The organism is Flavobacterium hibernum, assembly GCF_000832125.1.
In the GTDB taxonomy this organism is placed as follows: Bacteria; Bacteroidota; Bacteroidia; order Flavobacteriales; family Flavobacteriaceae; genus Flavobacterium; species Flavobacterium hibernum.
Window position 1 is genome coordinate 47125 of the sequence record NZ_JPRK01000004.1, and the last position, 24288, is coordinate 71412.

The 24288-nt window shown below is 32.2% G+C and carries 22 protein-coding genes and 2 tRNA genes; 11 read left to right on the top strand and 13 right to left on the bottom strand.

What is annotated here, in order from left to right:
- Nucleotides 1-205: 205 nt before the first annotated feature.
- The 5 genes from IW18_RS03465 (at nucleotide 206) to IW18_RS22900 (ending at nucleotide 6089) form a co-directional block, all read left to right on the top strand.
- The gene (locus IW18_RS03465) at nucleotides 206-1954 is read left to right on the top strand and encodes a CocE/NonD family hydrolase (protein ID WP_041516203.1); all 1749 of its coding nucleotides are present in this window, start codon (nucleotides 206-208) and stop codon (nucleotides 1952-1954) included.
- A gap of 278 nt (nucleotides 1955-2232) precedes the next feature.
- Nucleotides 2233-3099, top strand: a complete 867-nt coding sequence (locus IW18_RS03470) for a DMT family transporter (protein WP_041516204.1) — start codon at nucleotides 2233-2235, stop codon at nucleotides 3097-3099.
- Between the two features lie 222 nt (nucleotides 3100-3321).
- Complete coding sequence (locus tag IW18_RS03475; RefSeq protein WP_041516205.1) at nucleotides 3322-4347, top strand: helix-turn-helix domain-containing protein; 1026 nt, start codon at nucleotides 3322-3324, stop codon at nucleotides 4345-4347.
- Nucleotides 4348-4450: 103 nt separating this feature from the next.
- Nucleotides 4451-4912, top strand: a complete 462-nt coding sequence (locus tag IW18_RS03480; RefSeq protein WP_041516206.1) for a nuclear transport factor 2 family protein — start codon at nucleotides 4451-4453, stop codon at nucleotides 4910-4912.
- Between the two features lie 40 nt (nucleotides 4913-4952).
- The gene (locus tag IW18_RS22900; RefSeq protein WP_084607913.1) at nucleotides 4953-6089 is read left to right on the top strand and encodes a nuclear transport factor 2 family protein; all 1137 of its coding nucleotides are present in this window, start codon (nucleotides 4953-4955) and stop codon (nucleotides 6087-6089) included.
- A 136-nt stretch (nucleotides 6090-6225) separates the two neighbouring features.
- Here IW18_RS22900 and IW18_RS03495 read toward each other — a convergent pair whose 3' ends face one another.
- The 5 genes from IW18_RS03495 to IW18_RS03515 form a co-directional block, all read right to left on the bottom strand.
- The gene (locus IW18_RS03495) at nucleotides 6226-7281 is read right to left on the bottom strand and encodes a linear amide C-N hydrolase (protein WP_041516207.1); all 1056 of its coding nucleotides are present in this window, start codon (nucleotides 7279-7281) and stop codon (nucleotides 6226-6228) included.
- Between the two features lie 197 nt (nucleotides 7282-7478).
- Nucleotides 7479-8678: an outer membrane protein assembly factor BamB family protein gene (locus IW18_RS03500; RefSeq protein WP_041516350.1), complete on the bottom strand. Its 1200-nt coding sequence runs from the start codon at nucleotides 8676-8678 to the stop codon at nucleotides 7479-7481.
- 304 nt (nucleotides 8679-8982) lie between these two features.
- A tRNA-Tyr gene (locus IW18_RS03505) sits at nucleotides 8983-9063 on the bottom strand.
- Nucleotides 9064-9143: 80 nt separating this feature from the next.
- A tRNA-Val gene (locus IW18_RS03510) sits at nucleotides 9144-9218 on the bottom strand.
- 179 nt (nucleotides 9219-9397) lie between these two features.
- Nucleotides 9398-10624, bottom strand: coding sequence for a bifunctional folylpolyglutamate synthase/dihydrofolate synthase (locus tag IW18_RS03515; protein WP_041516208.1), 1227 nt, complete (start codon nucleotides 10622-10624; stop codon nucleotides 9398-9400).
- A gap of 131 nt (nucleotides 10625-10755) precedes the next feature.
- On the opposite strand from IW18_RS03515, the gene IW18_RS03520 reads away from it, so the two are divergent.
- Nucleotides 10756-11451, top strand: coding sequence for a MotA/TolQ/ExbB proton channel family protein (locus IW18_RS03520; protein WP_041516209.1), 696 nt, complete (start codon nucleotides 10756-10758; stop codon nucleotides 11449-11451).
- Between the two features lie 3 nt (nucleotides 11452-11454).
- Complete coding sequence (locus IW18_RS03525) at nucleotides 11455-11850, top strand: ExbD/TolR family protein (protein WP_041516210.1); 396 nt, start codon at nucleotides 11455-11457, stop codon at nucleotides 11848-11850.
- A gap of 450 nt (nucleotides 11851-12300) precedes the next feature.
- Here IW18_RS03525 and IW18_RS03530 read toward each other — a convergent pair whose 3' ends face one another.
- From IW18_RS03530 to IW18_RS03540, 3 genes are all read right to left on the bottom strand, one after another.
- Nucleotides 12301-13206: an energy transducer TonB gene (locus IW18_RS03530; protein ID WP_041516211.1), complete on the bottom strand. Its 906-nt coding sequence runs from the start codon at nucleotides 13204-13206 to the stop codon at nucleotides 12301-12303.
- Between the two features lie 359 nt (nucleotides 13207-13565).
- Entirely contained in the window at nucleotides 13566-14792 is a 1227-nt protein-coding gene (locus tag IW18_RS03535) for a Glu/Leu/Phe/Val dehydrogenase dimerization domain-containing protein (protein WP_041516212.1), read from the bottom strand.
- Between the two features lie 143 nt (nucleotides 14793-14935).
- Nucleotides 14936-15511, bottom strand: coding sequence for a chalcone isomerase family protein (locus tag IW18_RS03540; RefSeq protein ID WP_041516213.1), 576 nt, complete (start codon nucleotides 15509-15511; stop codon nucleotides 14936-14938).
- A gap of 484 nt (nucleotides 15512-15995) precedes the next feature.
- Here IW18_RS03540 and IW18_RS03545 point away from each other — a divergent pair, with 484 nt between their 5' ends.
- From IW18_RS03545 to IW18_RS03560, 4 genes are all read left to right on the top strand, one after another.
- On the top strand, nucleotides 15996-17138 hold the full coding sequence (locus tag IW18_RS03545) for an acyl-CoA dehydrogenase (RefSeq protein ID WP_041516214.1): 1143 nt from the start codon (nucleotides 15996-15998) through the stop codon (nucleotides 17136-17138).
- Nucleotides 17139-17285: 147 nt separating this feature from the next.
- Entirely contained in the window at nucleotides 17286-18263 is a 978-nt protein-coding gene (locus tag IW18_RS03550; RefSeq protein WP_041516215.1) for a M20/M25/M40 family metallo-hydrolase, read from the top strand.
- A gap of 35 nt (nucleotides 18264-18298) precedes the next feature.
- Nucleotides 18299-18976, top strand: a complete 678-nt coding sequence (locus IW18_RS03555; RefSeq protein ID WP_041516216.1) for an SDR family NAD(P)-dependent oxidoreductase — start codon at nucleotides 18299-18301, stop codon at nucleotides 18974-18976.
- Nucleotides 18977-19060: 84 nt separating this feature from the next.
- Entirely contained in the window at nucleotides 19061-19663 is a 603-nt protein-coding gene (locus IW18_RS03560) for a SprT-like domain-containing protein (RefSeq protein ID WP_041516217.1), read from the top strand.
- A 116-nt stretch (nucleotides 19664-19779) separates the two neighbouring features.
- Here IW18_RS03560 and IW18_RS03565 read toward each other — a convergent pair whose 3' ends face one another.
- The 5 genes from IW18_RS03565 to IW18_RS03585 all read right to left on the bottom strand — a co-directional run bounded on the left by IW18_RS03565 (nucleotide 19780) and on the right by IW18_RS03585 (nucleotide 24113).
- A complete protein-coding gene (locus IW18_RS03565; protein ID WP_041516218.1) occupies nucleotides 19780-20541 on the bottom strand; it encodes an ABC transporter ATP-binding protein in 762 nt (253 codons plus the stop codon).
- Nucleotides 20541-21287: an MlaE family ABC transporter permease gene (locus IW18_RS03570; RefSeq protein WP_041516219.1), complete on the bottom strand. Its 747-nt coding sequence runs from the start codon at nucleotides 21285-21287 to the stop codon at nucleotides 20541-20543. Before IW18_RS03570 ends, IW18_RS03565 begins: the two co-directional genes overlap by 1 nt.
- 80 nt (nucleotides 21288-21367) lie before the next feature.
- Nucleotides 21368-22216, bottom strand: coding sequence for a glycosyltransferase (locus tag IW18_RS03575; RefSeq protein WP_041516220.1), 849 nt, complete (start codon nucleotides 22214-22216; stop codon nucleotides 21368-21370).
- 121 nt (nucleotides 22217-22337) lie between these two features.
- Nucleotides 22338-22865, bottom strand: coding sequence for a methyltransferase (locus tag IW18_RS03580; RefSeq protein WP_041516221.1), 528 nt, complete (start codon nucleotides 22863-22865; stop codon nucleotides 22338-22340).
- A gap of 189 nt (nucleotides 22866-23054) precedes the next feature.
- Nucleotides 23055-24113, bottom strand: coding sequence for a 3-oxoacyl-ACP synthase III family protein (locus IW18_RS03585; RefSeq protein ID WP_041516351.1), 1059 nt, complete (start codon nucleotides 24111-24113; stop codon nucleotides 23055-23057).
- Nucleotides 24114-24288: the final 175 nt, after the last annotated feature.

Consider the following 24288-nt stretch of genomic DNA (forward strand, 5'->3'; position numbering starts at 1 on the left):
CTTACAAACTATTATTTTGTGGATTTTAAGAATGTTTAAAACATAAATTATTTATTATTCGAGCTAAATTAGTTTTATATTAGCTACTTAAAAACCAGCTGATGATTCGAATTTATCTAAAAGCGAATACTAAAAACTTTCAATTGATTTTACAGAAAGTACTAACATCTAGTAGGAAAATCTAAATCAAAGTAAAAATCAATAAATGAAAGTATTTTTAAGTTTTACCATTTTATTTCTGCTAGTTTTTAATTCCTCGGCTCAACAAACAAAAAAAACAAGATCAGAAGATTTAAAAAGTATATACAACATTCAGGATAGCATATTTGTCAGGACAAGAGATGGAGCAATATTATCACTAATGATGGTAAGTAAAAAAGGAGATACAAATCCTAAACCTGTAATACTTCAATCTACAATTTATGTTAGAGATACAGGAAGAGATATTAATTCATTAAAAAAATCTGTCGATAATGGTTATGTTGGTGTTATTGCATATGCGAGGGGAAAAAGATTTAGTTCAAACGAAATATTTCCATATGAGAATGATGCAAAAGATACTTATGATGTAATTGACTGGATTAGTAAACAAAAATGGTGTAACGGAAGTGTTGGAATGTTTGGCGGCAGTTACAATGGATTTACCCAATGGGCGGCTTGTAAAACACTTCATCCCGCACTTAAAACAATTGTACCGTATGTAGCTGCAAGGCCAGGGCAAGGTTTGCCTGTGGAGAACAATATTTTTGTAAATCCAAACTACGAATGGGCATTTTATGTTGGAAATAATAAATACTTAGATACTGTCGCAGGAAATGACAGACAACGGTTTAGGAAAATGCAAAATAGATGGTGGGAAACAGGAGTTGCCTATAATAAATTAGACAGTATTGATGGCGTGCCTAATAGATGGTTTCAAAAATGGATAAGCCACCCTTCTTTTGATGATTACTGGCAAAAAATGACACCATATAAAAAAGATTTTGCACAAATAAAAATACCCGTTTTAGCATTTGATGGTTATTATAATGATGGACAAAGTTCAGGTTTGTATTATTTAAGAGAGCTTCAAAAGTATAGTCCTGAAACACCTGCCTACCTCGTTATTGGTCCTTATGGGCATTTTGGGACTCAAAGTGGCGGAGAATCGATTTTGTATGAATACAAAGTAGATCCTGTTGCGTTATTTGATATATCTAAAATTACATATCAATGGTTTGATTATATTTTAAAAAACGGAACTAAACCCGAAATTTTAAAAGATAGAATTAACTATCAAGTTATGGGCGCAAATGAATGGAGAAGCGCACCATCAATTGATAAAATGAGTAATGGTTTTTTAACAATGTATTTAACTACTAAGAAGTCAGGTAAATTCTACTCTTTGAATTCACTGAAACCCGTTAAAAAAAGTTTTCTAACGCAAGAAGTTGATTTTGCAAACAGGGAAATAACTAATAATGATTATTATCCTGAGCCAATTATTCGTAAAGAGATTGATACAGCTAATGGATTTAATTTTATAAGTGAGCCTTTAAAAGAGCCAATAGTAATAAATGGTTCGTTTTTAGGAGAAATCAAAGCAAGTATTAATAAAATGGATATGGATTTTGGTGTTACATTATATGAAGTAATGCCAAATGGAGAGTATTTTCATCTTTCTTATTTTATAGGCCGAGCGAGTTATGCAAATGATATTACACATCGGAATTTACTTAAGCCAAATGAAATTGAAGTTATTCCGTTTTCTAATACACATTTAGTAAGCAAACAATTAAGAAAAGGAAGTCGATTATTAGTATATCTGAATGTAAATAAAAATCCATTTTCTGAATTAAACTACGGAACAGGTAAAACAGTAACAACAGAAACAATAAAGGATGCAAAAGAACCATTAAAAGTAAAATGGTACAATGATAGTTTTGTGAAAATTCCAATATTAAAAACACAATAACTTGTATAGTGAATAGGTGTTCTATAATGCGGGAGTTCGTAATGATAAACTAAAAAAAAAAATAATTTATCCCATTGCCAAAACAAAATCATTTGTTTAATTTGCACAAAAAATTTTGATATGAACAGAAAGAGTTGTCTTCCACCGCCTAGATTTTAATAATTAACTACGTTATCAGTCCTATTTTGCTGTCGAACTTATTTTCGACAAATTTTTTTATGACTGTTACTCAATTTATTATTAATATTTAATCTAGTACTTAGGTACGGACAATTTTTATGAAAAAATCATATTTGGTATTGCATTTTGCAGTACTTCTAGCTGGCTTTACCGGTGTTTTTGGTAAGCTTATATCTCTAAATGAAGGACTTTTAGTTTGGTATAGAGTATTCTTCTCCTCTATTGTTTTATTTTTTATCTTAAAGTTATTTAAGATATCTGCAAATATCAAGCTTCAAAAAAAGTTAGATATTGCAAAAATCGGAATGTTTATTACTATACATTGGGTATTTTTTTACGCCAGTATTAAATACTCCAACATATCTATTGGTGTAGTTTGTTATTGTTTAACTAGTTTTTTTACAGCAATTTTTGCCCCTTTGATCAATCGAAGTAAATTTAGTTTGTCTGAACTTGGTTTAAGTTTAATAACCTTATTTGGTATTTCATTAATTTTTCATTTTGATGCATCATATCAATTGGGAATAATTCTAGGGGTTATTTCGTCAGCATTTGCGGCACTTTATACTATATATAATGAGAAACTGGTGCGGAATTTTGACAGCAGAATTATTAATTATTACCAAATGATTGGCGGAACTGTGGGACTTGGAATTTTGCTTCCGTTTTATCTTTATTTTTTCCCCGTTCCAACAATTTTACCAAGTTTAAAAGATGTTTATTATCTGATAGTATTGGCATCATTTTGTACAGTTGGTCTATACGTACTATTTGCAGAATCTTTAAAACATATTTCGGCTTTTACTGTAAATTTAAGTTTTAACCTTGAACCGGTTTATGCGATTATTTTAGCCTTTTTGTTTTTTAATGAAAGTAAAGAGTTAAATATGTCGTTTTACATTGGATTGTGTTTCGTGATACTTTCTGTTTTATTGCAAACCATAATTTCTTTTAGGAAAAAGTAAAAAGAACAATCAGTTTTAAAAGAAAATGAACAGACATAAAACCTTCAAAATTATATGATTTTGAAGGTTTTTAGTTTTTTGATTCTTTTCGATTATTGGAAAATCAATTAATTTGTCTTGAATTAGATAGAGATTTCAATAAAATAATTTCTTATTACTTATATCGAACTAATTGTAATAAAGTTATTTGTTATATTCGTTGATGATAAAATATATAGAATAATGTCAAACCAATTACTTTTCTTTCTTAGTGCTTTAGGAGCTTTTAATGGTTTTGTACTCTCGATATATTTTGCAGTAAACGCTAAAAAGAAAATTTTTACTAATTATTACTTATCCTTATTGTTACTGGTTTTAAGTATTAGAATTGTTAAATCTGTTTTTTTTTATTTTAATCCTAATCTCTCCAATATTTTTATTCAAATTGGACTTTCTGCCTGTGTTTTAATCGGTCCTTTTCTGTATTTATACCTAAAGCCGGAAACCGAAAACAAAAACCGAAATTGGGTTAAACATGTAATACCTTATTTGGCAATAATCACAGTTCTGGGCGTTTTTTATCCTTATGTTGAACATCAGATTTTTTGGCGTTGCTGGATTGTAAGAGGAATCTATCTACAATGGTTTATTTATATTCTTTTGTCCTTAAGGTATATTTATCCAATTATTCAAAAAATTAAAGCTAAAGAACACTTAAAAAAAATAGATTTATGGTTTCTTAGCATCTATCTTGGAGTTTTATTTATTTGGTTGGCTTATGCTTTCGCAGCTTATACTTCTTATATTGTTGGAGCTTTATCCTTTACATTTATTTTATACTTAATTGTCTTGCTTTTAATTTTTAAGAACGGCAATGAAACAACTTTTTTTCAAGAAAAGGAAAAGTATAAAAACAAAGAAATGGATGCAGAAATGCAACAACAAATAAGTCAAAAACTATCTATAATAATTGAAAAAGAATTATATCTAAATCCTGATTTTAATCTTGAAGAAGCTGCAAAAGAGCTAAAAACAACAAAGCATTTACTATCTCAATATGTAAATGAAACTTTGGGTAAGTCTTTTTCAAATCTGATTAAAGAATATCGAATCGAAAAAGCAAAAAAGTTATTGGAAACCGAAAAAAACTTCACTCTTGAAAGTTTAGGTTATGATAGTGGTTTTAGCTCAAAATCTACTTTTTTTACCGCTTTTAAAAAATTAACGGGCCTTACTCCTGCTGAATATCAAAAATCTTACTCAAAATAGGTTCAATACTATAAATTAAGAGTTCTACTTTATAAATTAAAACCTTTAAACTCTTTTCATACAAGATATTTGCTCTCATTATTAACCATTTAAAATTTTAAAAATGAGAAAAGTATTTTTATTGATTAGCTTTAGTTTTTTGTCTTTTAATGTAAATGCTCAAACGAGTGACGCTGTAAATGAGTGGCCTTTGGTTCAAAAAACGCTTAACATGTATATCGAAGGACAAGCGACAGGCGATTCGGCTATGGTTGCATCGTCATTTCATGATTCATGGCAACTAAAATATTTTGCAGAAAACAAGTTTAATATTGTCACCAAATCAAAGTACGTTGTTGGTTATAAAAAGCATCCTAAATCACCTAATTGGTCTGGGCGCATTGTTTCCATTGATATTACCAATACTGTAGCCACTGCAAAAGTCGAAATTAGTACTTCAAAACTTTTATTTACAGATTATTTTAATCTCATGAAAATAAATCAGGATTGGGTTATTGTAGATAAAATTTCAACCAGAACACCGCATAAAACCGTCGAAACTCCAACTGTTCAAACAAAAGGATAAGTTTTTTTTTTAAAATTTTAATCTCGAAACATTCCTAAAAATGAATAAAACATTAGTCTTGTTATTTCTTTGTGTGTGCTTAAATCTGGCGCGTGTTGCTGCACAAAATAAAATCTTGTTTGTTACTTCAAATCAGGAATTTTATGGAAACACTAACATTTCAGCAGCTAATCATTTTGCCGAAATTATTGTTCCTTATGATGTCTTTATAAAAGCTGGATATACCGTTGATTTTATAAGTCCAAATGGTGGAGCAATTCCTATTGGTTATATTAATGCATCGGATATTTTACAAAAGGAATATTTGTACAACGGTTGGTTTATGGACAAATTAGAACACACAATGAAACCATCTGAAATTATCGCCAGCAACTATTCGGCAATTTTTTATAGCGGTGGCGGCGCTGCAATGTATGGTGTGGCCGAAGATACTGCGATTCAAAAAATTGCCAGAGATATCTACGCCAAAAACGGTGTAATTTCGACCATTTGTCATGGAACTGCCGGAATTGCTTTTTTAAAAGATGAAAATCAAAAATCTCTTTATGCAGGAAAGAAAATTACGGGCTATCCGGACGAATTTGAAAATCATGATGCCGATTATTATAAAACATTTCCGTTTGCAATAGATAATGCAATTAAAAGCAATCAAGGTAATTTTGTATATTCTAAAAAAGGTGGCGATGCGTTTTATATTGTTGATGGAAGATTTGTGACAGGACAAGATCCAAGTTCTGCGACCAAAGTTGCAAATGAAGTGATAGCGATTTTAAAAACTAACTTTAAAAGACCTAATCCCGTTGTAAAAAGTGATTTAGAACAAATTAAGGAAGTTTTGCTTAACTACATTGAAGGTACGGCAAATGGAGAGCCGGAAAGGCTTAGAAAAGCTTTTCATCCTAACTTTAATTTGTACACAGTTACAAACGATACTTTATGGATACGCTCTGGCGAACAATATATTACTAACATAAAAGTTGGGCAAAAAACGAGTCGAATAGGAAATATTACCTCTATTGATATCGAAAACGACGCGGCAATTGCCAAAGCTGACATTATCGTGCCAAATTACCGACGTTTTACAGATTATTTTTTGCTGCTTAAATACGAAGGGAATTGGAAGATTGTTCATAAAAGTTATTCTTGGAAAGAACTTCCAAAAACTGAAAAGTCATAAAAGAATCTTTATAATAACAACTTAATATAGTTACATGCAAATGTGCGTAAAGGCAACAAACATGACAAAAAAACTCCTTAATTTCTTAAGGAGTTTTTTGATTTATTGATACCATCGAATACTACAATAGTTATTTTTAGTCAAGACCTGCAAACTTAAATGGTTGTGCTACTTTAAATTTAATTAAAGATTCTCCGGAGTAATTTTCGTTATTTTCTAAGCTCAACTTTTTTGGTTTTGCTTTTTCGCTAAAGTCAATTTTACTAAACTCGACCCATATTACATTAGGATTTAGTACATTATCAAAATAATAAATTAGATTTTTTTGATCTGATACTGTTCTCCATCTTGTCGAAGAAATATTAGGTTCAGTTGGTGAAGAAATTCCTAGCGGAACAGAACAATTTCTAATCACTCCAAATACACTGGCAGTTGCAACTCTTGTATTATCTGTCTTTGGAATTGCATCAATATAATAGGACGCTCTCACGAATCTATCAGCGGCTCTGTTTGTACCTGGAAGCATAATAGTTCCAGGAATTCCTTTCCAGTAGCTGTTTATGGCTAATTGCTCTTCAAAAATTGGCGAGTTTGTCATTACAACATATTTTTTGTCGTGATGTATGACCAATTTACCATTAATATATTCTAAGATTGCATTGTCTCCCGTTGAATCTGAAATGGACAAATGAACTGTAGCAAAAATATCAGTTCCGGGAATGTGAGATGAAACTACTGCGAAAGTATTTTTTTCAAATGCATCTACAGCTTCTGCAACTGTTGCAAAATTATCAAGCGTATATTGCGCCCAAAGTGAAACTGCCAAACCTTTATCCTTTCCATTTTTTGTAAATTGGGGAAAATTTGACTCAGCGAGCCATAAAAGATTGCTTACCAAACCCTTTTCATTCATTCCGTCAGAAGAAGCGATGTCCCATGAACTAGTTATTACACTTCCGTATTTGGATTTCCATTTTAGAGAATTATCTCCAGCTTCACCATTTCTCTCTATTCCACGCGGAAAAATCCAAAGATTAGCAGGAATATCAGTCTTCCAATCCATAGAACGAGCCGTAATAAATGTTCCATTTAATCCTTTATACACAACCCTTGTGCAGGCTATTGCATCTTCATTAAAAATTAAGATATTTACTAAAGCTAAACTTATCAGAACTTTGGTTTTTATTTTCATAAGTAGTTTTGTTTAAATAATATTTAAAAATTAAACACCTTTTATTTAGTGCTTTATGCTTTTTAAAGTTACAAATTAAATTGAACAACGTAATAAATATTCCCTTTAGATTAGTACGTATTATTCAGGAAACAAAAAACTCCAAAATCGAATGACTTTGGAGTTTTTTATTTCTACCTCTAATATTAAGATATATATTATCGAATTAATTTTAAGTATGCACTATAAATATTATCCATAAGAACGGTTTTCATATAATATACATTCTCATCTTTTTCTTTTAAATCGTACTGAATTAAACCAGCATCGCAGTAATAATAAAGCAAGTTATCGTCATTTGGAAATTCAATATTTGAAACAGGTATTGTTGTTAATTTTGTTTCAAATGCAATTTCGCCATTAGTTATATCCAACTCAAAAAGTTTTCCTTTTTTACTATAACCCCAAATGTTTTCGTTTTCCCTCACAATGTATTCGATATTATCATCTTTAAAATCTGTTTTCCATAACTGAGTTCCTGTTTTTGAGTCTACAGCATATAAAGAAGAAACATTTGTTCCTTGAGCCGCAAAATATACTTTATTATCTTTACAAAATATTCGTTCCTTGATATTATATTGGGTTTCATCAAATTTAAATTCCCATAAAATATCCAGTTTATTTGGGCTTAAAGCAAAAAGAACATTCTTTTCGTTCGCTACAAATATATTTTCGCCATCAGTTACAGGTTTTCCTGTCATAGGTTGCTCAAAACTTCTCTGACTTAAAACTTTTCCAGTATTAGCATCAAAACTGTAGATATTTGTTCCACTTTGTGTAAAGATTTTATTGTCAAAATAAAGCGCAGGAATATCGTTATTTGCTGTGTCTAGCTTGTACGTCCAGACTAAACTACCATCTTTTATGTCCAGAGCATATAAGTTGCTGGTTTGATTTTGATTTTGAGCAGTTATATAAAGTTTTCCATTTTGTACTAGTGGCGTTTGATCTTTTAAAACAATCTGATCTGTAACATTACCCAATCTTGATTTCCAAAAAATAGTACCTGTTTGGTTGTCGATTGCGAAAATTTCACCGTTAATAAAAGGTACATAAACAACACCATCTGCTAACAATACTTTATTTGCGCACATCTCTGTATAAGAGTCTGCGGCTTTTACAGTCCAAACAATAGTTTCGGATTCAAAATCATATGAAAAAAGAGAGCCATCAGAATCAAAAATTAGAATTGAAGATTCGTCTAATGGAACTTTTTTAACTGGTTTCGTGGCCTTATTATTTACTATAGTACTTGCCGATAAATCTTTATTAGAATAAGTAGTTTTTGTGGCAGGAGCTTGCCCAAACATATTTACTACAGTAAATACAAACAAAAGAGTTAATAGTTTATTTTTCATTTTTAAGATTTGGGTTTCATGAATTGACTTTTTTAGCAATAATGTTGCCAAATAAACCAAATATGGGTCAAATATAGTTAAAAATTCTTACCGTTCTTTTGGGACTTAACAGTCTGTTAGGTTCAATATTAAATGTTGTAGCGAAACTTTTTTTTACCGCAAAGCGCGTAAAGATTTTTATCTAAGAAAGCTTCTAAAAGCACAAAGAACACAAATCTAAGTCAACATAAAGCTTTGTGTTCTTTTCTTTGTTGTGAAAATAAGGCATAAAAAAAACTCCCTAATTTCTTAAGGAGTTTTTTTGTGGGGAGAGCAGGATTCGAACCTGCGAAGTTCACACAGCAGATTTACAGTCTGCCCTCGTTGGCCGCTTGAGTATCTCCCCTAATTTAGTAACCAAGGTTTAAAACCGCGTTACTCGCTAATGCATAAAAAAACTCCTTAATTTCGTAAGGAGTTCTTAAGTGGGCGATGAGGGGTTCGAACCCCCGACCCCCTCGGTGTAAACGAGGTGCTCTGAACCAGCTGAGCTAATCGCCCTATTTTACTAGGTTGCTATCGTTTCGTGATTGCGAGTGCAAATATACGCTAGTTTTCGAGTTCTGCAAAGAAAATCAAATAAAAAATAAAACTTTTTTTTTAATTGATTATATCTTGCTGTTTATGAATTTGTTATTAAAATGATTTTTTTAAACTTTTTCCTAAATATTGATTTTTGTTTATTTCAATGGCAATTCTGCAACGACAAAAGTACTTCCGCCAACATAAATAAAGTCATTCTTTGATGCATTATTCTTCGCTGCTTCAAATGCAATTTCGACAGAATCGTATTTTTCTCCAATTACGTTGAATTTTTTAGCAGCTTCTTTTAAAATTTCAGCGTCTAAACCTCTCGAAGAATTCGGGCTGCAAAAATAATATTGTGCCTTTGTAGGGAATAGAGGCAAAATAGAATCCAAATCCTTATCATTAACAACTCCTAGAACAATATGTAGATTTTCAAAACTTTCGTTCTTAATTTGGTTCATTACAACAGCCAATCCATGTTTGTTATGAGCAGTGTCGCATATAATTTTAGGATTTTCGCCAAGCTGTTGCCATCTTCCTTGTAATCCAGTATTTTTTACGGTGTTCAATAAACCGTTTTTCAGATTTTCGTCCGAAACCTTAAATTCGGTTTCGGCATTCAAAACCTTAATAGTTTGCTGAACCGTTTTTTTATTATGAAATTGATAATCTCCAATCAAATCAGATGCAAAAACATTGGAAATTAAATCAGAGGCAAAGTAAATAGGAGCTTTATTCACTTCGGATTTAGCAAAAAAAACAGGTTGAGTTTCCGTAGTATATTCTCCAATAACAACAGGAACATTTGGTTTTATAATTCCCGCTTTTTCTCCCGCAATAGCTGCCGGAGTATTTCCTAGAAACTGAGTATGATCTAAATCAATATTGGTAATAACCGAAACTAAAGGTGTAATAATATTTGTAGCGTCTAATCTTCCGCCAAGACCAACTTCAATAATAGCGATGTCTACTTTTTCTGAAGTAAAATAATCAAAAGCCAAACCTACAGACATTTCGAAGAAACTCATATCATTGGCTTCAAAAAAATCTTTATGTTTTGTTATAAAATCACAAACAAAGTCTTCTGAAATTTCGGTACCATTAATTTTTATTCTCTCTCTAAAATCTTTTAAATGTGGCGAAGTGTATAATCCAACTTTATATCCTGCATCTTGCAAGACCGAAGCCAGCATATGCGAAGTAGAACCTTTTCCGTTTGTACCCGCAACATGAATGCATTTTAACTCCTTTTCCGGATGATCAAGATGTGACGCCAATAGTTTAATATTGGTTAAATCCTCTTTATAAGCCGAAGCGCCTTGAAGTTGATACATCGGAAGTTGATTAAACATCCAATTTGTAGTTTCTTGATAGTTCATTTATTTTGGATAAAATGGTTGTCGATTGAAATAATTTTCGTTTTTTTTAGTTTTATATTGGAGCGAAAATTATCTTTATTGCAAATTTCAAATAATTTTTAGAATTAATTATTAAAAACCAGAATTAATATATGTTTACTTTCATTCAATTACAAACAGATACCATTGCAAACGCCGCATCTAACGTAGTTATCGAAAAAATTGCACCAAATACAGAGATCTCTGTGTTAGGATTTATCTTAAAAGGAGGTTTCTTTCTTATTCCAATCGCTATCTTATTATTTTATACTTTTTATGTTATCATAGAACGTTATTTATATATTAGTAAAGCGTCTAAAATCGATGCAAGATTAATGCAAGATGTGGGCGATAAATTAAATGCGGGGAATATTGATTTGGCCAGAACAATTGTTGAAAGAAGCGATACTGCTGCTGGAAATATTTTGAAAGAAGGAGTTTTAGTAATTGGAAGACCAATTGCTGAAATTGAATCAAACATGGATCGTGCTGCCGATATTGAAATTGGTGAAATGGAAAGACGTTTAGGACATTTAGGACTTATTGCAGGTATTGCACCAACTTTAGGTTTTATTGGAACAATTTCTGGAGTTATTAAAATTTTCTATAGTATTTCGGTAACAGAGAATATCAGTATCGGAAACATTTCTGGAGGTTTATACGAAAAAATGATCAGTTCAGGTTCAGGATTAATTGTTGGTATTATAGCCTATAGTGCTTACCACTTATTGAACGGGAAAATAGATGATTTTGCTTTAAAAATTCAAAAGCAAATATTAGAATTTGTCAATATAATTCAAAGATCATAAGGTATGTCAATTAAAAGAAAAAGAAGATTTCATGCCGAAGTGGCGACTTCATCATTGAGTGATATTATGTTTTTCTTGCTGTTGTTTTTCCTTATTATTTCAACGCTTGCAAATCCTAATGTTATCAAAATGACTTTGCCAAAAGCCAAGGCAAATGAAAAAACAAATAAACAGCTAATTAGCTTATCTGTTACCGAAGATAAAAAATTCTACATCGACAAAGAACCTGTAGATTTTGAAAATCTGGAAACAAGTTTAATGTCAAAAATTGGAGCAGATAAAGAACAAACAGTTGTCGTTCGTATTCCGTTTAATTTACAAGTACAGGATTTAGTTGATGTACTGCAAATAGGAGTGAAGAACAACTTAAAGTTTGTAATCGCTACAAGCCCGAAGTAATTATCATTAGGGCGTGACCACAATAAAAAAATGGGCCAATCAGCATAGCGTTGATTCGCCCATTTTTTTATTCCGGTCGGGCTATCCGGGCTACTGCGGTAGCTTCCTTCTATCCCTCACGCGGAGAAAAGAGAGTTATAGAAGAAAGAAGAAAGAGTATAGAATAAAGAAAGTAGTCATTGAGTATATTCTTGTGAGGAACGAAGCAATCTCACTAATATAGGGAGAATAACATAATCTTGTCATTTCGAACGAAGGGAGAAATCACACTCGGTGATCGACAAAGATTAATTTTTCTTTACGGAGTTTCTAGTGTGATTTCTCCCTTCGTTCGAAATGACAAGCTAGGTGATAAAAAATAAAAAAGGCTTTCTGATTTTTCAGAAAGCCTTTTTTATTTGTGTAAATCCGTGACCGGAGCTAAGCAAATAGACGAAGTAAATTCATGCTTTAATTCAAACTAAAATTATAAATAATTTTTCCGGTTTGTTTTGCAGGCGCGTCACTGTCAGCGTCCCATTTTGTATTCATTGCAGCAATCTTGGCCTGATCTAATAAGCATCTTGCAGTATTTGTTGTCCCTTTAATTCCTGGAGTTGCACTAATTGTTTTTCCGTTTTGGTCAACTGTAATTTCAACCACAACTTTTCCTTCTTCGTTACAAGTATATTTTGGTGCAGGTTTAGATAACGCTTTTCTGGTTCCTAAAGAATACCCTGATCCGCCGCCAGAACCGCCACCACTTCCGGCTCCGTAACCGCTTCCTGTACCAATTCCATTTCCGGTGCCGTTTCCTCCGCCTGTTCCACCACCAGAACCTCCGGTGCCGTAATAACCGTTAGAGCCCAAACTTCCGTTTGATTTTCCTTTATTTCCTGCAACTTTATCATCTCCATCGCCACCTTTGTTCGATCCTTTTAAAATGCTGGATAAAGCATCGTTTGTAGAATTTGAAACTTTAGGTTTCTCAGGAATTGGTTTTTGTATCGGTTTTTCAACAGGAACTGGCTTCTTAGGTTTTTCTTTAGTCGGAATAATAACATCTGCTTTATCAGAAACCGAATTTTCCTGAGTAATAACAGCCTCTTCTTCCGGAGTTGCTTTTGCGGGAGCCTGTTTTACGTTGTTTTTTACCTCTAAAACTTCACTTTTATAATTTGCTCCGGAGCCTAAATCGCTGTCTCCAAAATTTACTGTTACACCACCGCCACCACCGCCAGATGCAAGTGCAGCATTGTTTTCTGGATTATATGGAGGCCAAAAACGTATGAAAAATAAAAGCAACAGCAAGATTGCATATATCGCTGTAGATATTAATAGAGATTTCTTTTTATCTGAAGAATCCGTAAAAGTCATTTTGATTCTGAGTTTTGTAATAGTATTTAATAAAAACGTTTAAAAGTAGTAAAAATTGTTTAGAATGAAAGTGCTGGGCTTAATTTAACCGCAAAGTTCGCTAAGGTTTACGCAGAGTTCGCAAACATTTTTTTAGCAACGATTTAAACCATACTGTTTGTCATTTCGACGAAGAAGAAATCTTCGAAAGAAGCTCGACAAAGATTGGGTTTTCGTTGCAGAGTTACTTGCGAAGATTTCTTCTTCGTCGAAATGACATAAAATGAGAGAAAACTTTAAGGGTTTTGCGATTAAATTTAAAATAAAAAAAGAGCCAAACTATAAATTTGGCTCTTTTAAATATTGAAGTATAAAGAAAATTATACTAATTGTTTCAATGCAATTTCAAAAGCTGTTGCGCTGATATTTGTTTTTGATGAGTTTAAAGCATGAGCTTTAACGATTGCATTTTTTATAGTTTCAGAAGTATCATTAAAAATAGCCTCATCTGTCATTTGAACTTTTTTCTCCATGAAGTAAGCAAAAACTCTAGCCATTCCGCAGTTCGAAATAAAATCTGGAATCAAACTTACTTTATGGTCAACTTCTTCCATGATAGATCCAAAGAAAATTTCTTTATCAGCAAAAGGAACATTTGCTCCACATGAAATAACTTCTAATCCGTTTGCAATTAAGCTATCAATTTGAGTTTGCTGCACCAATCTTGAAGCCGCACAAGGTGTGAAAATTTCAGCACCAATGGTCCAGATTTTAGAATTGATTTCTTCAAACGGAATCATATTATCGGCTACTAATTTGTTTCCGTCTTTATTTAAAAACAACGTTCTGATTTCTTCAAAAGAAAAACCATCCTCTTTAATTAAACCTCCATCACGATCAATAATTCCAATTACTTTAGCTCCCATTTCGGCTAAGTAAAAAGCAGCTGCAGAACCTACGTTTCCAAATCCTTGAACAATTGCTTTTTTACCTTTAATCTCGCCACCGTATGTTGAGTAGAAATGACGAACAGCTTCGGCAACGCCATAACCCGTAATCATATCTGCAACAGTGTACTTTCTAGTTACATCAGGAGAGAATTTTGGATTTTCGATTACTTTGATAACCCCCTGACGTAATTGACCAATTCTATTGATTTTGTCCGCTTCAGTTGGTTTAAAATGCCCGTTAAAAACACCTTCTTGCGGGTGCCAAACGCCACATTCTTCTGTCATTGGAATAACTTCGTGAATCTCGTCAACATTTAAATCTCCTCCAGTTCCGTAGTAACTTTTTAATAAGGGCGAAACAGCTTTGTACCAGCGTTGTAAAACTCCTTTTTTACGAGGGTCGTTAGGGTCAAAATTAATTCCAGATTTTGCGCCTCCAATTGCAGGGCCAGAAACCGAAAATTTTACTTCCATTGTTTTGGCCAATGATAAAACTTCGTTCATATCTAAGCCTTTTCTCATTCGTGTTCCTCCACCTGCGGCTCCTCCACGAAGTGAATTAATAACGGTCCATCCTTCAGCTTCTGTTTCAGAATCTTTCCAGTTAAAAACAATTTCAGGTGCTTTATTTTCAAATTGCTGTAATAAATCTTTCATTTTGTTGAGATATGTTTAGTTTGCGTAAAAGTATAAAATAGAATAATGCGAATAATGTATTTGATGCCAATTTTAATAAACAAAAAAAAGAAAGCCGAAAACAAGGCGTTTTCGGCTTTAGATTCTGTGTCGATTTAAGGAAGTTATATCCCTAATAAATGTTTTTTCAATGTTTCGTCAACTGGTTTATCTGAAAGCCAGATTCCAAATAAAGCTTTTTTGAAGTCAAATCCGTTAATTTTTCCTTTCAAAGTTTCGTTTTTGTAAACGTTGATGGTTTGGTCAAGCGGGTTGTAAGCTAAGATGAAAACATCTTTTTCTGTAATAGCATCACTTAAAAAAGTTTTAAATTCTTCAATTCTTGGTCTTAATTGTGCAAGATTACTTCCGGCAGATTTTTCGAAACCGGTATTCATAGCCTTAGTCAATTTGTTAGAAGAAACCATAGACGATGTAATTTCTATTCTAATTGCCATTTCAGTATCACTATCAATAATGAATTGCGGATCCTGACTGAGCTGAGATAAATATAATGCCTGAACATAAACTTCTAACCACATTTTAGATCTTCCTCCAGCGCCGTTAAGTTGCAAAGATTTACCTTGAAATTCAATTTTTCTTGGAACCGTAACACCATTAACTTCTAATTGAGTTTGAGCCGAAATTGTCGAAAATTGCAAGCTTAAAAGGAAAGTAAGTAAAAGTAAAATCTTTTTCATATGCTGTCGATATTATATTTTTTGAGCAAAAATAATGCTAAATTATCAATTTAATAACGTTGTAGGGCAGGTTTTTTTCTAGTTATTTTTGATTTTTTTTATCGTATACGATTAGTAATCAAATTAGTAAGATATGTTTTACGTACTTTTACGTGTTTTATGGTTTGTTTAATCTTTTTGGAAGGATAAATTGGCTGAATCTTTAGAAGTAAGCTGTTTTTATTGGCAGTTTTATTCTTAAATTTTAAAGAAAACGTTGCAAAGTTGATGGCTATCGTGGTAAATTTCGATATTATTACGAAAACGTTATCGTAATTGTTGTTGATCTATTAATTTTATATGCATGCATTGTTAATTTGACATATAAAAATTATCTTTGAAAGCCTTTTTGCCTAAAACAAAAGCGATTCAAAAAACAAAAATAACCACTAACTAAATTAATTTTTTCTAAATTGGTTTAGGAATAACAAAACAATAAAAGACTATGGATTTCAATCTTACCGAAGAACATTTGATGATTCAACAAGCAGCAAGAGATTTTGCTCAAAATGAATTGTTGCCAGGTGTTATTGAGCGTGACGAAAAACAAATTTTTCCGACAGAGCAAGTTAAAAAAATGGGGCAATTAGGATTCATGGGAATGATGGTTGATCCAAAATACGGAGGAAGTGGATTAGATGCAATTTCGTATGTAATTGCAATGGAAGAAATTTCAAAAGTAGATGCATCTGCTTCTGTAGTAATGTCTGTAAACAACTCTTTAGTTTGTTGGGGTTTACAAGAATTTGGAACTGAAGAACAAAAACAAAAATATTTACCGGGTTTAGCTTCAGGAGAAATTCACGGAGCTTTTTGTTTAAGTGAGCCCGAAGCAGGTAGTGATGCAACTTCGCAAAAAACTACTGCTATTGATATGGGAGATCATTATTTAGTAAATGGAACTAAAAACTGGATTACAAACGGAAATACAGCTTCAGTTTATCTAGTAATTGCTCAAACACATCCAGAATTAAAGCATAAAGGAATTAATGCTTTGATCATGACTAAAGATATGCCAGGTTTTTCTATTGGCCCAAAAGAGCAAAAAATGGGAATTCGTGGTTCAGATACGCACTCACTAATGTTTAGTGATGTAAAAGTTCCAAAAGAAAATAGAATAGGTGAAGATGGATTTGGTTTCAAGTTTGCCATGAAAACGCTTGCCGGAGGTCGTATTGGTATTGCATCTCAAGCATTAGGAATTGCTTCTGGAGCTTACGAATTGGCTTTAAAATATTCTAAAGAACGTAAAGCTTTTGGAACAGAAATTTGTAATCATCAGGCAATCGCTTTTAAACTGGCAGATATGGCTGTAAATATCGAAGCGGCGCGTCATTTATGTATGAAAGCAGCTTGGGATAAAGACCAACATAAAAACTATGATGTAAGTGGAGCAATGGCAAAATTATTTGCTTCGCAAGTTGCAATGGATACTGCTGTAGAAGCTGTACAGATTCATGGTGGAAATGGTTATGTAAAAGAATACCATGTTGAACGTTTTATGCGTGATGCAAAAATTACTCAGATTTATGAGGGAACCTCAGAAATTCAAAAAATTGTAATTTCAAGATCAGTGATCGCGGGATAAATTCATTCGAAAATAGATATAAGAACCCTTTCAGCTTTTTAAGCTTCGAAAGGGTTTTTTTACGATTATTTTTTTTACTTTTCAGAAGTTTACGGTTTTAAACCAATTACTTAGCTTTTTAAATTGCCTTAACTCTATATCATTGTTATGAAAAAACTCTACTTTCTTCTTCCGTTTATTTTTTTAGCGTGTAAATCAAGTCCAACTGCGGTAAACCAAAAGTCCTCAAAATCAAGTTCGAAACCTTTGGAAATTACCTATAAAGTAAATGAGACAGAAGTGTCAGATTTTTTAAAATATCTTTCTTCTGATGAATTAGAAGGACGTGAAACTGGAACGAGAGGAATTGAGAAAGCTGCTGTTTTCCTAGAAGACTTTTTTAAGAAAAACAATGTAAAGCCTTATTTTAAAACTTATCGCGATACACTTACCAACTTTAAAATTCCTGCTTATAATATTGTTGGCGTTTTAGAAGGAACAGATCCGGAACTAAAAAAAGAGTTTGTGATTTTAAGTGCACATTATGATCATATTGGTTTAGAGAAAAAGCAACAGGCAGATGTAATAAATAATGGAGCAAATGACGATGCATCTGGAGTAACTGCGGTTGCAGAAATGGCGAAATATTTTGCAGAAACAAAATCGAATAAACGCAGTATACTTTTTGTGTTTTTTGCCGGAGAAGAAAAAGGACTATTAGGATCAAAAAGTTTAGTTCAGAAATTAAAAAAACAAAACTTTAATTTATATGCTCAGTTAAATATCGAAATGATTGGAGTGCCAATGAAACGTGATTATTTAGCTTACATTACAGGTTTTGATAAATCGAATATGGCCGAAAAAATTAATGAATATACAGGGAAAAAGACAATTGGATTTTTGCCTAAAGAAGCCGAATATAAATTGTTTTACAGATCTGATAATTATTCTTTCTTTGAAGTATTTGGAAAACCATGTCAATCGATAAGTACTTTTGATTTTGAAAATTTTAATTTTTATCACCATGTTTCAGATGAATTTAAAGTGATGGATATTCCGCATATAACCTCTTTTGTGCAAGAGTTTTTACCAGCAGTTACCCGAATAGCTACAACGCAAACAGAAGAAATAACAATGAACAAATAACCTTTATTTTTACTCTATTTGCTTATTTTTGCCTTATGAAAAATATTATTGTTACCGGAACCAGTAGAGGAATTGGTTACGAATTGGCGTTGCAGTTTGCAAATGCAGGTCATCAAGTTTTGGCTATTTCACGAAAAATACCTCAAGCACTTTTAGAACATCAAAACATTACTTGTCTTTCAGTTGATTTGGCAAACGAAGATGCTTTGCAAGAAGTGGATCATTTCTTGTCTTCAACATGGAAAAAAGTTGATGCTGTGGTGCATAACGCAGGAGCTTTGTTGTTGAAGCCTTTCGCCGAAACTACTCAGGCTGATTTTGAAAGTATTTATAAAGTGAATGTTTTTGCAGTAGCAAATCTTACCAGAATTTGTTTGCCCTATTTACAAAAAGGAAGTCACGTTGTTACTATTAGTTCTATTGGTGGCGTTCGCGGAAGTCTTAAATTTGCAGGTTTAGCCGCTTATAGTTCGAGTAAAGGTGCCGTAATTACTTTAAGCGAATTATTGGCAGAAGAATATAAAGAACAAGGAATCTCTTTTAATGTTTTGGCCTTAGGTTCTGTTCAAACCGAAATGTTAAACGAAGCTTTTCCTGGATATCAGGCACCAATTTCTGCCGAAGGAATGGCAACTTATATTTATGATTTTACATTGAATGGAAATAAATATTTTAACGGAAAGGTATTGGAGGTTTCTTCGACGAATCCTTAGTTAATTATGAATTATGAATTATGAATTTTGAATCTGATATAAACCTTTTTACTTCTAACATATAACTTTTAACGTAATAGAAAATTGAGCGAGACTTTAGCTAAATATATACCGGAACATGCAGTAAGGCCTGTTTTTGAATTGATTGTTTCCAATCAGGTTCATCTTAAAATTGTAAATGAGCGCCAAACGCGACATGGAGATTATAGGAGAGGACCAAGTGGAAAACATGAAATTACGGTAAACGCAAGTTTAAATAAATATCGTTTTCTGATTACGCTAATTCACGAAATTTCACATTTAGTAGCATTCGAGAAATTCGGAAGAAATATAAAGCCTCACGGAAATGAATGGAAACATACATTTCAACGTACGATGATTCCGTTTATACGTCCGGAGATTTTTCCGGGTGGTTTATTGCCGCTATTAGCGAGGCATTTTAAAAATCCATCCGCAAGTAGCGATACAGATACAACTTTGTCTTTGGCCTTAAAACAATACGATACTGACAATGATAAAAACTATGTTTTTGAGATTCCGTATGGAAGTGTCTTTAGAATAAAAAATGGAAAAATATTTAAGAAATTAGCTGTTAGAACCAAACGTTTTGAATGCATTGAAATTAGTTCAGGAAGAACTTATCTTTTTAATCCAAATGCCGAGGTTGAATTAATAAATTCAAATTAAGTTTAAAATCCAAATAAAAAATTCCAAATTCCAATACTGATGTAGTTGGAATTTGGAATTTTTTATTGAGTTCTTCCAGAATTGGAATTTAAAAATATTGGAATTTAAAATAGGTTCTAACCTTTCAAATACGCTTCTCTAACTTTTTTAAACAAGTTTGAAGAGTAAACAAATTTTACAATATCCTTATTGTCAGTTCTAAAAATTTCTTCTTTAGTTCCCTGCCACGCTTTTAAACCTTTTTTTAAGAATACGATATTTTCACCAATTTCCATTACCGAGTTCATATCGTGCGTATTTATTACAGTTGTTATATTATATTCTTCCGTAATTTCCTTAATCAAATTATCAATTAAAGTAGAAGTATTTGGATCTAAACCAGAGTTTGGTTCATCACAAAACAGATACTTCGGATTGTTTACAATCGCACGTGCAATTGCCACACGCTTTTGCATTCCCCCTGAAATTTCTGAAGGAAGTTTTTTATGAGCATCAACAAGGTTTACTCTTTCTAGAACAAAATCAACACGTTCTTGAATTTTATTTTTGTTGTCATTCGTGAACATTTTTAATGGAAAAGCTACATTTTCTGCAACAGTCATAGAGTCGAATAAAGCACTCCCTTGAAAAACCATTCCAATTTCAGTTCTTAATGCTCTCTTTTCATCTGGATCTAATTCAGAGTAAACACGTCCGTCAAATTCAATTGTACCAGAGTCTGGCGTATGAATTCCTAATAAAGTCTTTAGTAAAACCGTTTTTCCAGATCCACTTTGTCCAATAATCAAGTTCGTCTTTCCAGTTTCAAAAACTGTCGAAACACCTTTCAAAACTTTACTGTCGCCAAATGATTTTTCTATGTTTTTTACTTCTATCATTATCCTAATAATAATTGAGTTAATATGTAATTAAAAAGAATGATACAAACAGATGTCCATACAAATGATACTGTACTTGCTTTACCAACTTCAAGTGCACCACCTTTCATGTAATAGCCGTGAAAAGATGGAATAGTTGCTAATAACATTGCAAAAATTAAAGTTTTAATAAAAGCATATGTGATATGAAAAGGAATAAATTCCATTTGAGCACCTTGAATAAAGTCTTCACTAGTTGAAAAACCTCCGTATGCACAAGCTAACCATCCTCCAAAAATACCCAAAAACATACTAATTCCAATTACGAAAGGATACATTAACAGGGCTACTATTTTTGGAAAAACAAGATAGTTTAATGAATTTACACCCATAACTTCTAACGCATCAATTTGCTCTGTAACACGCATTGTTCCGATACTTGAAGTAATATATGAACCCATTTTTCCGGCCATAATTACCGAAATAAAAGTAGGAGCAAACTCCAGAATTACAGATTGACGTGTTGCAAAACCAATTAGATATTTTGGAATTAATGGATTAGTAAGGTTTAAGGCAGTTTGAATAGCAACAACTCCACCTATAAAAAAAGAGATGAAACAAACGATTCCAAGAGAATCAATTATAAGGTCGTCGATTTCCTTGAAAATTAATTTTTTCATAACAGGCCATTTAGTCTGTTTGTTAAAAATTTCTTTCAGCATTAAAAAATATCTTCCTATTTGAGATAAATAACGAATTAGCATCATAGTTGTACAAATATTGGCTAAGGTAAAAAGAAGTTATGAGTTTTGGGTTATGAGTTCAGGTTTTTCGGTTGTTTTACCAATCAAATTAACTTTTGTTTCATTTTTTGAAAACGATAATTTCTAATAAATTTAGCTTGTTCAGGGGTAACTAATAAAGGAGTTTTGGCGCTTTTAGCTTTCAAGAATCCTTTAATATAATCTAAAAAGAGAAGCGGTTTTTTCTTCATCATTGCCAACTTAGCAGATGCGATTGCTGTAATCCAGAAACCATATCCTAAAGTATAAAAAGCTTCTCCTTGTTTATAACGAGCTGTTTTGTTGTAATTTGCGCCAGTTGGTTTTAAGTGTTTTACATGTAATGAAGAATCGGTAACAACTTTCCAATCATAATATTTACAAAGTAATTCATCTACAGTATCCCAACCCATTGCAGGTTTTAAACCTCCAATTTGTTGGAAAGTTGCTGCGCGATATGCTTTTAAAGCACCACGGATATGATCTTTGTCTGTAAGATTTTCTAAAACCCAGTCTCCATTTTTTTCGATATAACAAAATCCACCCACCATTCCAATTTTTGGATCCGATTCGAAATGTTTGATTATGGTTTCAAAATAGTTCGGAGGAAAAATTAAGTCGCCGTCTATCTTTACAATAATATCATAATTAGAATCTAAAGTTTCAAAACCTTTTTGAAAAGCCTGAATTACTTTGCTTCCCGGCATATGAATCGCGTCTGAAGTTTTGTTTACAACAGAAATAAATGGATTTTCTTTTGCAAAACCCAGAACAATTTCTTCAGTTTTGTCTGTAGAATTATCATTTACAACAACAACTTTTGATGGTAAAACAGTTTGCGAAACCAGAGATTCTAAAGTTAAACCAATTAAATCTTGTTCGTTGTGCGCGGGAATGACGATGTAGTATTTCATAAATTTTCAATTTTAAATGCCAATTCTTGAGAATAAATCCCAATCTTCTAAAATTCCAAATTCCAATTTTACCTATATGGTTAAAATTGGAATTTGGAATTTTTTTATTGGAATTTTGCCTTTAGGCTTTTATTTTTTCCGCTGCAACAATATAATATCTCGGAGTGAAATATCTTAAAAGTGGTCTAAAACCAAACTTTTTTACCGGATGAGTAAATTTTTGGCGATCAGTAATTTTCCAGCCTGTTTTTTCTAAAAGCCAGTCTAACTGCCAATCTTCAAATTCGTGATAATGCCTGTCCCACATATCTGTTTTAGAACGGTAAGCCGGAGAGAACCACAAACGCAATGGAATTGAAATTAGTAATTTATCGCACTTTACGTTTTGTAGAATTGTGTATGGGTTTAGCAAATGTTCGAAAATTTCAAATGCCGTAAAAATAGTATATTCTTCTGTTTGTAAAGCGGTTTGATCGTTGTCTAAATCTTCGCCTTTTGTGTTTTTTACAGTGTATCCATTTTCTTCCATTATTTTAGAGAATGGATTTGGTACACCAAAATCAAAAATAGTTTCAGATGTTTTAACGTGTTTTTGTAAAAACTCTAAGGTAAGTTTGAATCTTTTATTTGGAAACGTTTTTTCGTACATAGTCGTTGCAAGGAACGAAACAATCTCTCGTTCTTAATTTTTATAATTAGGTCGCAAATATACTAAAAAGTCCGCATTTTAAAATGCGGACTTTTTTAAAGTTTTCAGTTTCCAGTCGAAGTATTCAATCTTAGTTATTAGTTTAACAGACTGTAAATTGTGACTGAATACTGCGACTAAAAACGTTATCTAGTATCTGTATACAAAAGCATTAACGTTCATTCCCGCTCCAACCGATGCGAAAATTACAACATCGCCTTTATTGATTTCGTGATTTTCAAGTTTTCCCTGAATCAATAAATCGTAAAGAGTTGGTACAGTTGCTACGCTTGAGTTTCCTAAATCATGAATACTCATTGGCATAATATTTTCTGGTGGAGTTTTATCGTAAAGTTTGTAGAAACGCGCAATAATAGCTTCGTCCATTTTTTCATTGGCTTGATGAATCAGGATTTTCTTTACTTCTTCGATGGCAATTCCACTTTTGTCTAAACAGCTTTTCATTGCAAGCGGAACTTGACTCAATGCAAATTCGTAAATTTTACGACCATACATTTTGATGTATTTAATATCTGGGTCTAGATCTGGATTATACGATTTTCCGAAGAATAAATAGTTAGCTTCATCATTTGCAAAAGTGGCACTTTCGTAAGATAATAAACCAGCATCATCTTCAGAAGCTTCTAAAATAGATGCTCCGGCTCCGTCAGAATAAATCATAGAATCGCGATCATGATCATCAACAACTCTTGATAAAGTTTCGGCACCAATTACTAAAACACGTTTTGCCATTCCGGATTTAATAAAAGCATTTGCTTGAAGAACACCCTCAATCCAGCCTGGACATCCAAAAAGAATATCGTAAGCTACACATTTTGGGTTTTTGATATCTAATTTATTTTTAACACGAGTCGCCAAACTTGGTAAAATGTCAGATTGATTTGTTCCAGCTTTTACATCACCAAAATTGTGCGCAAAAATAATATAGTCTAAAGTTTCACGATCAATATTAGCATTTTGTAATGCTCTTTCAGCTGCAAAAAATGCTAAGTCAGATGAAGTATGTTGGTCTTCGGCATATCGGCGATTTTCAATCCCGGTGATACCTTTAAATTTTTTAATTACAACTTCGTTAGGGTAGCCAAAAGGAGTTCCGTCTTCATTTAAAAAAACATGATCACCAAAGTCTGTATTGCTTACTTCTTTATTTGGAATGTAACTTCCTATGCCAATTATTTTTATTTTCATTATTCCGTGATTATCCGATAAATTTATTGCTAAATTATAAATAAAATTATGATAACTATCATAAAAAATACTATGCATGCATATAATTATGAAATAATAATTATTTATGAGATATATTGTTTATTTTTTAATGAAAATTGAGTTTGACCGAGATTTCAAACGTTTGAAATAAATG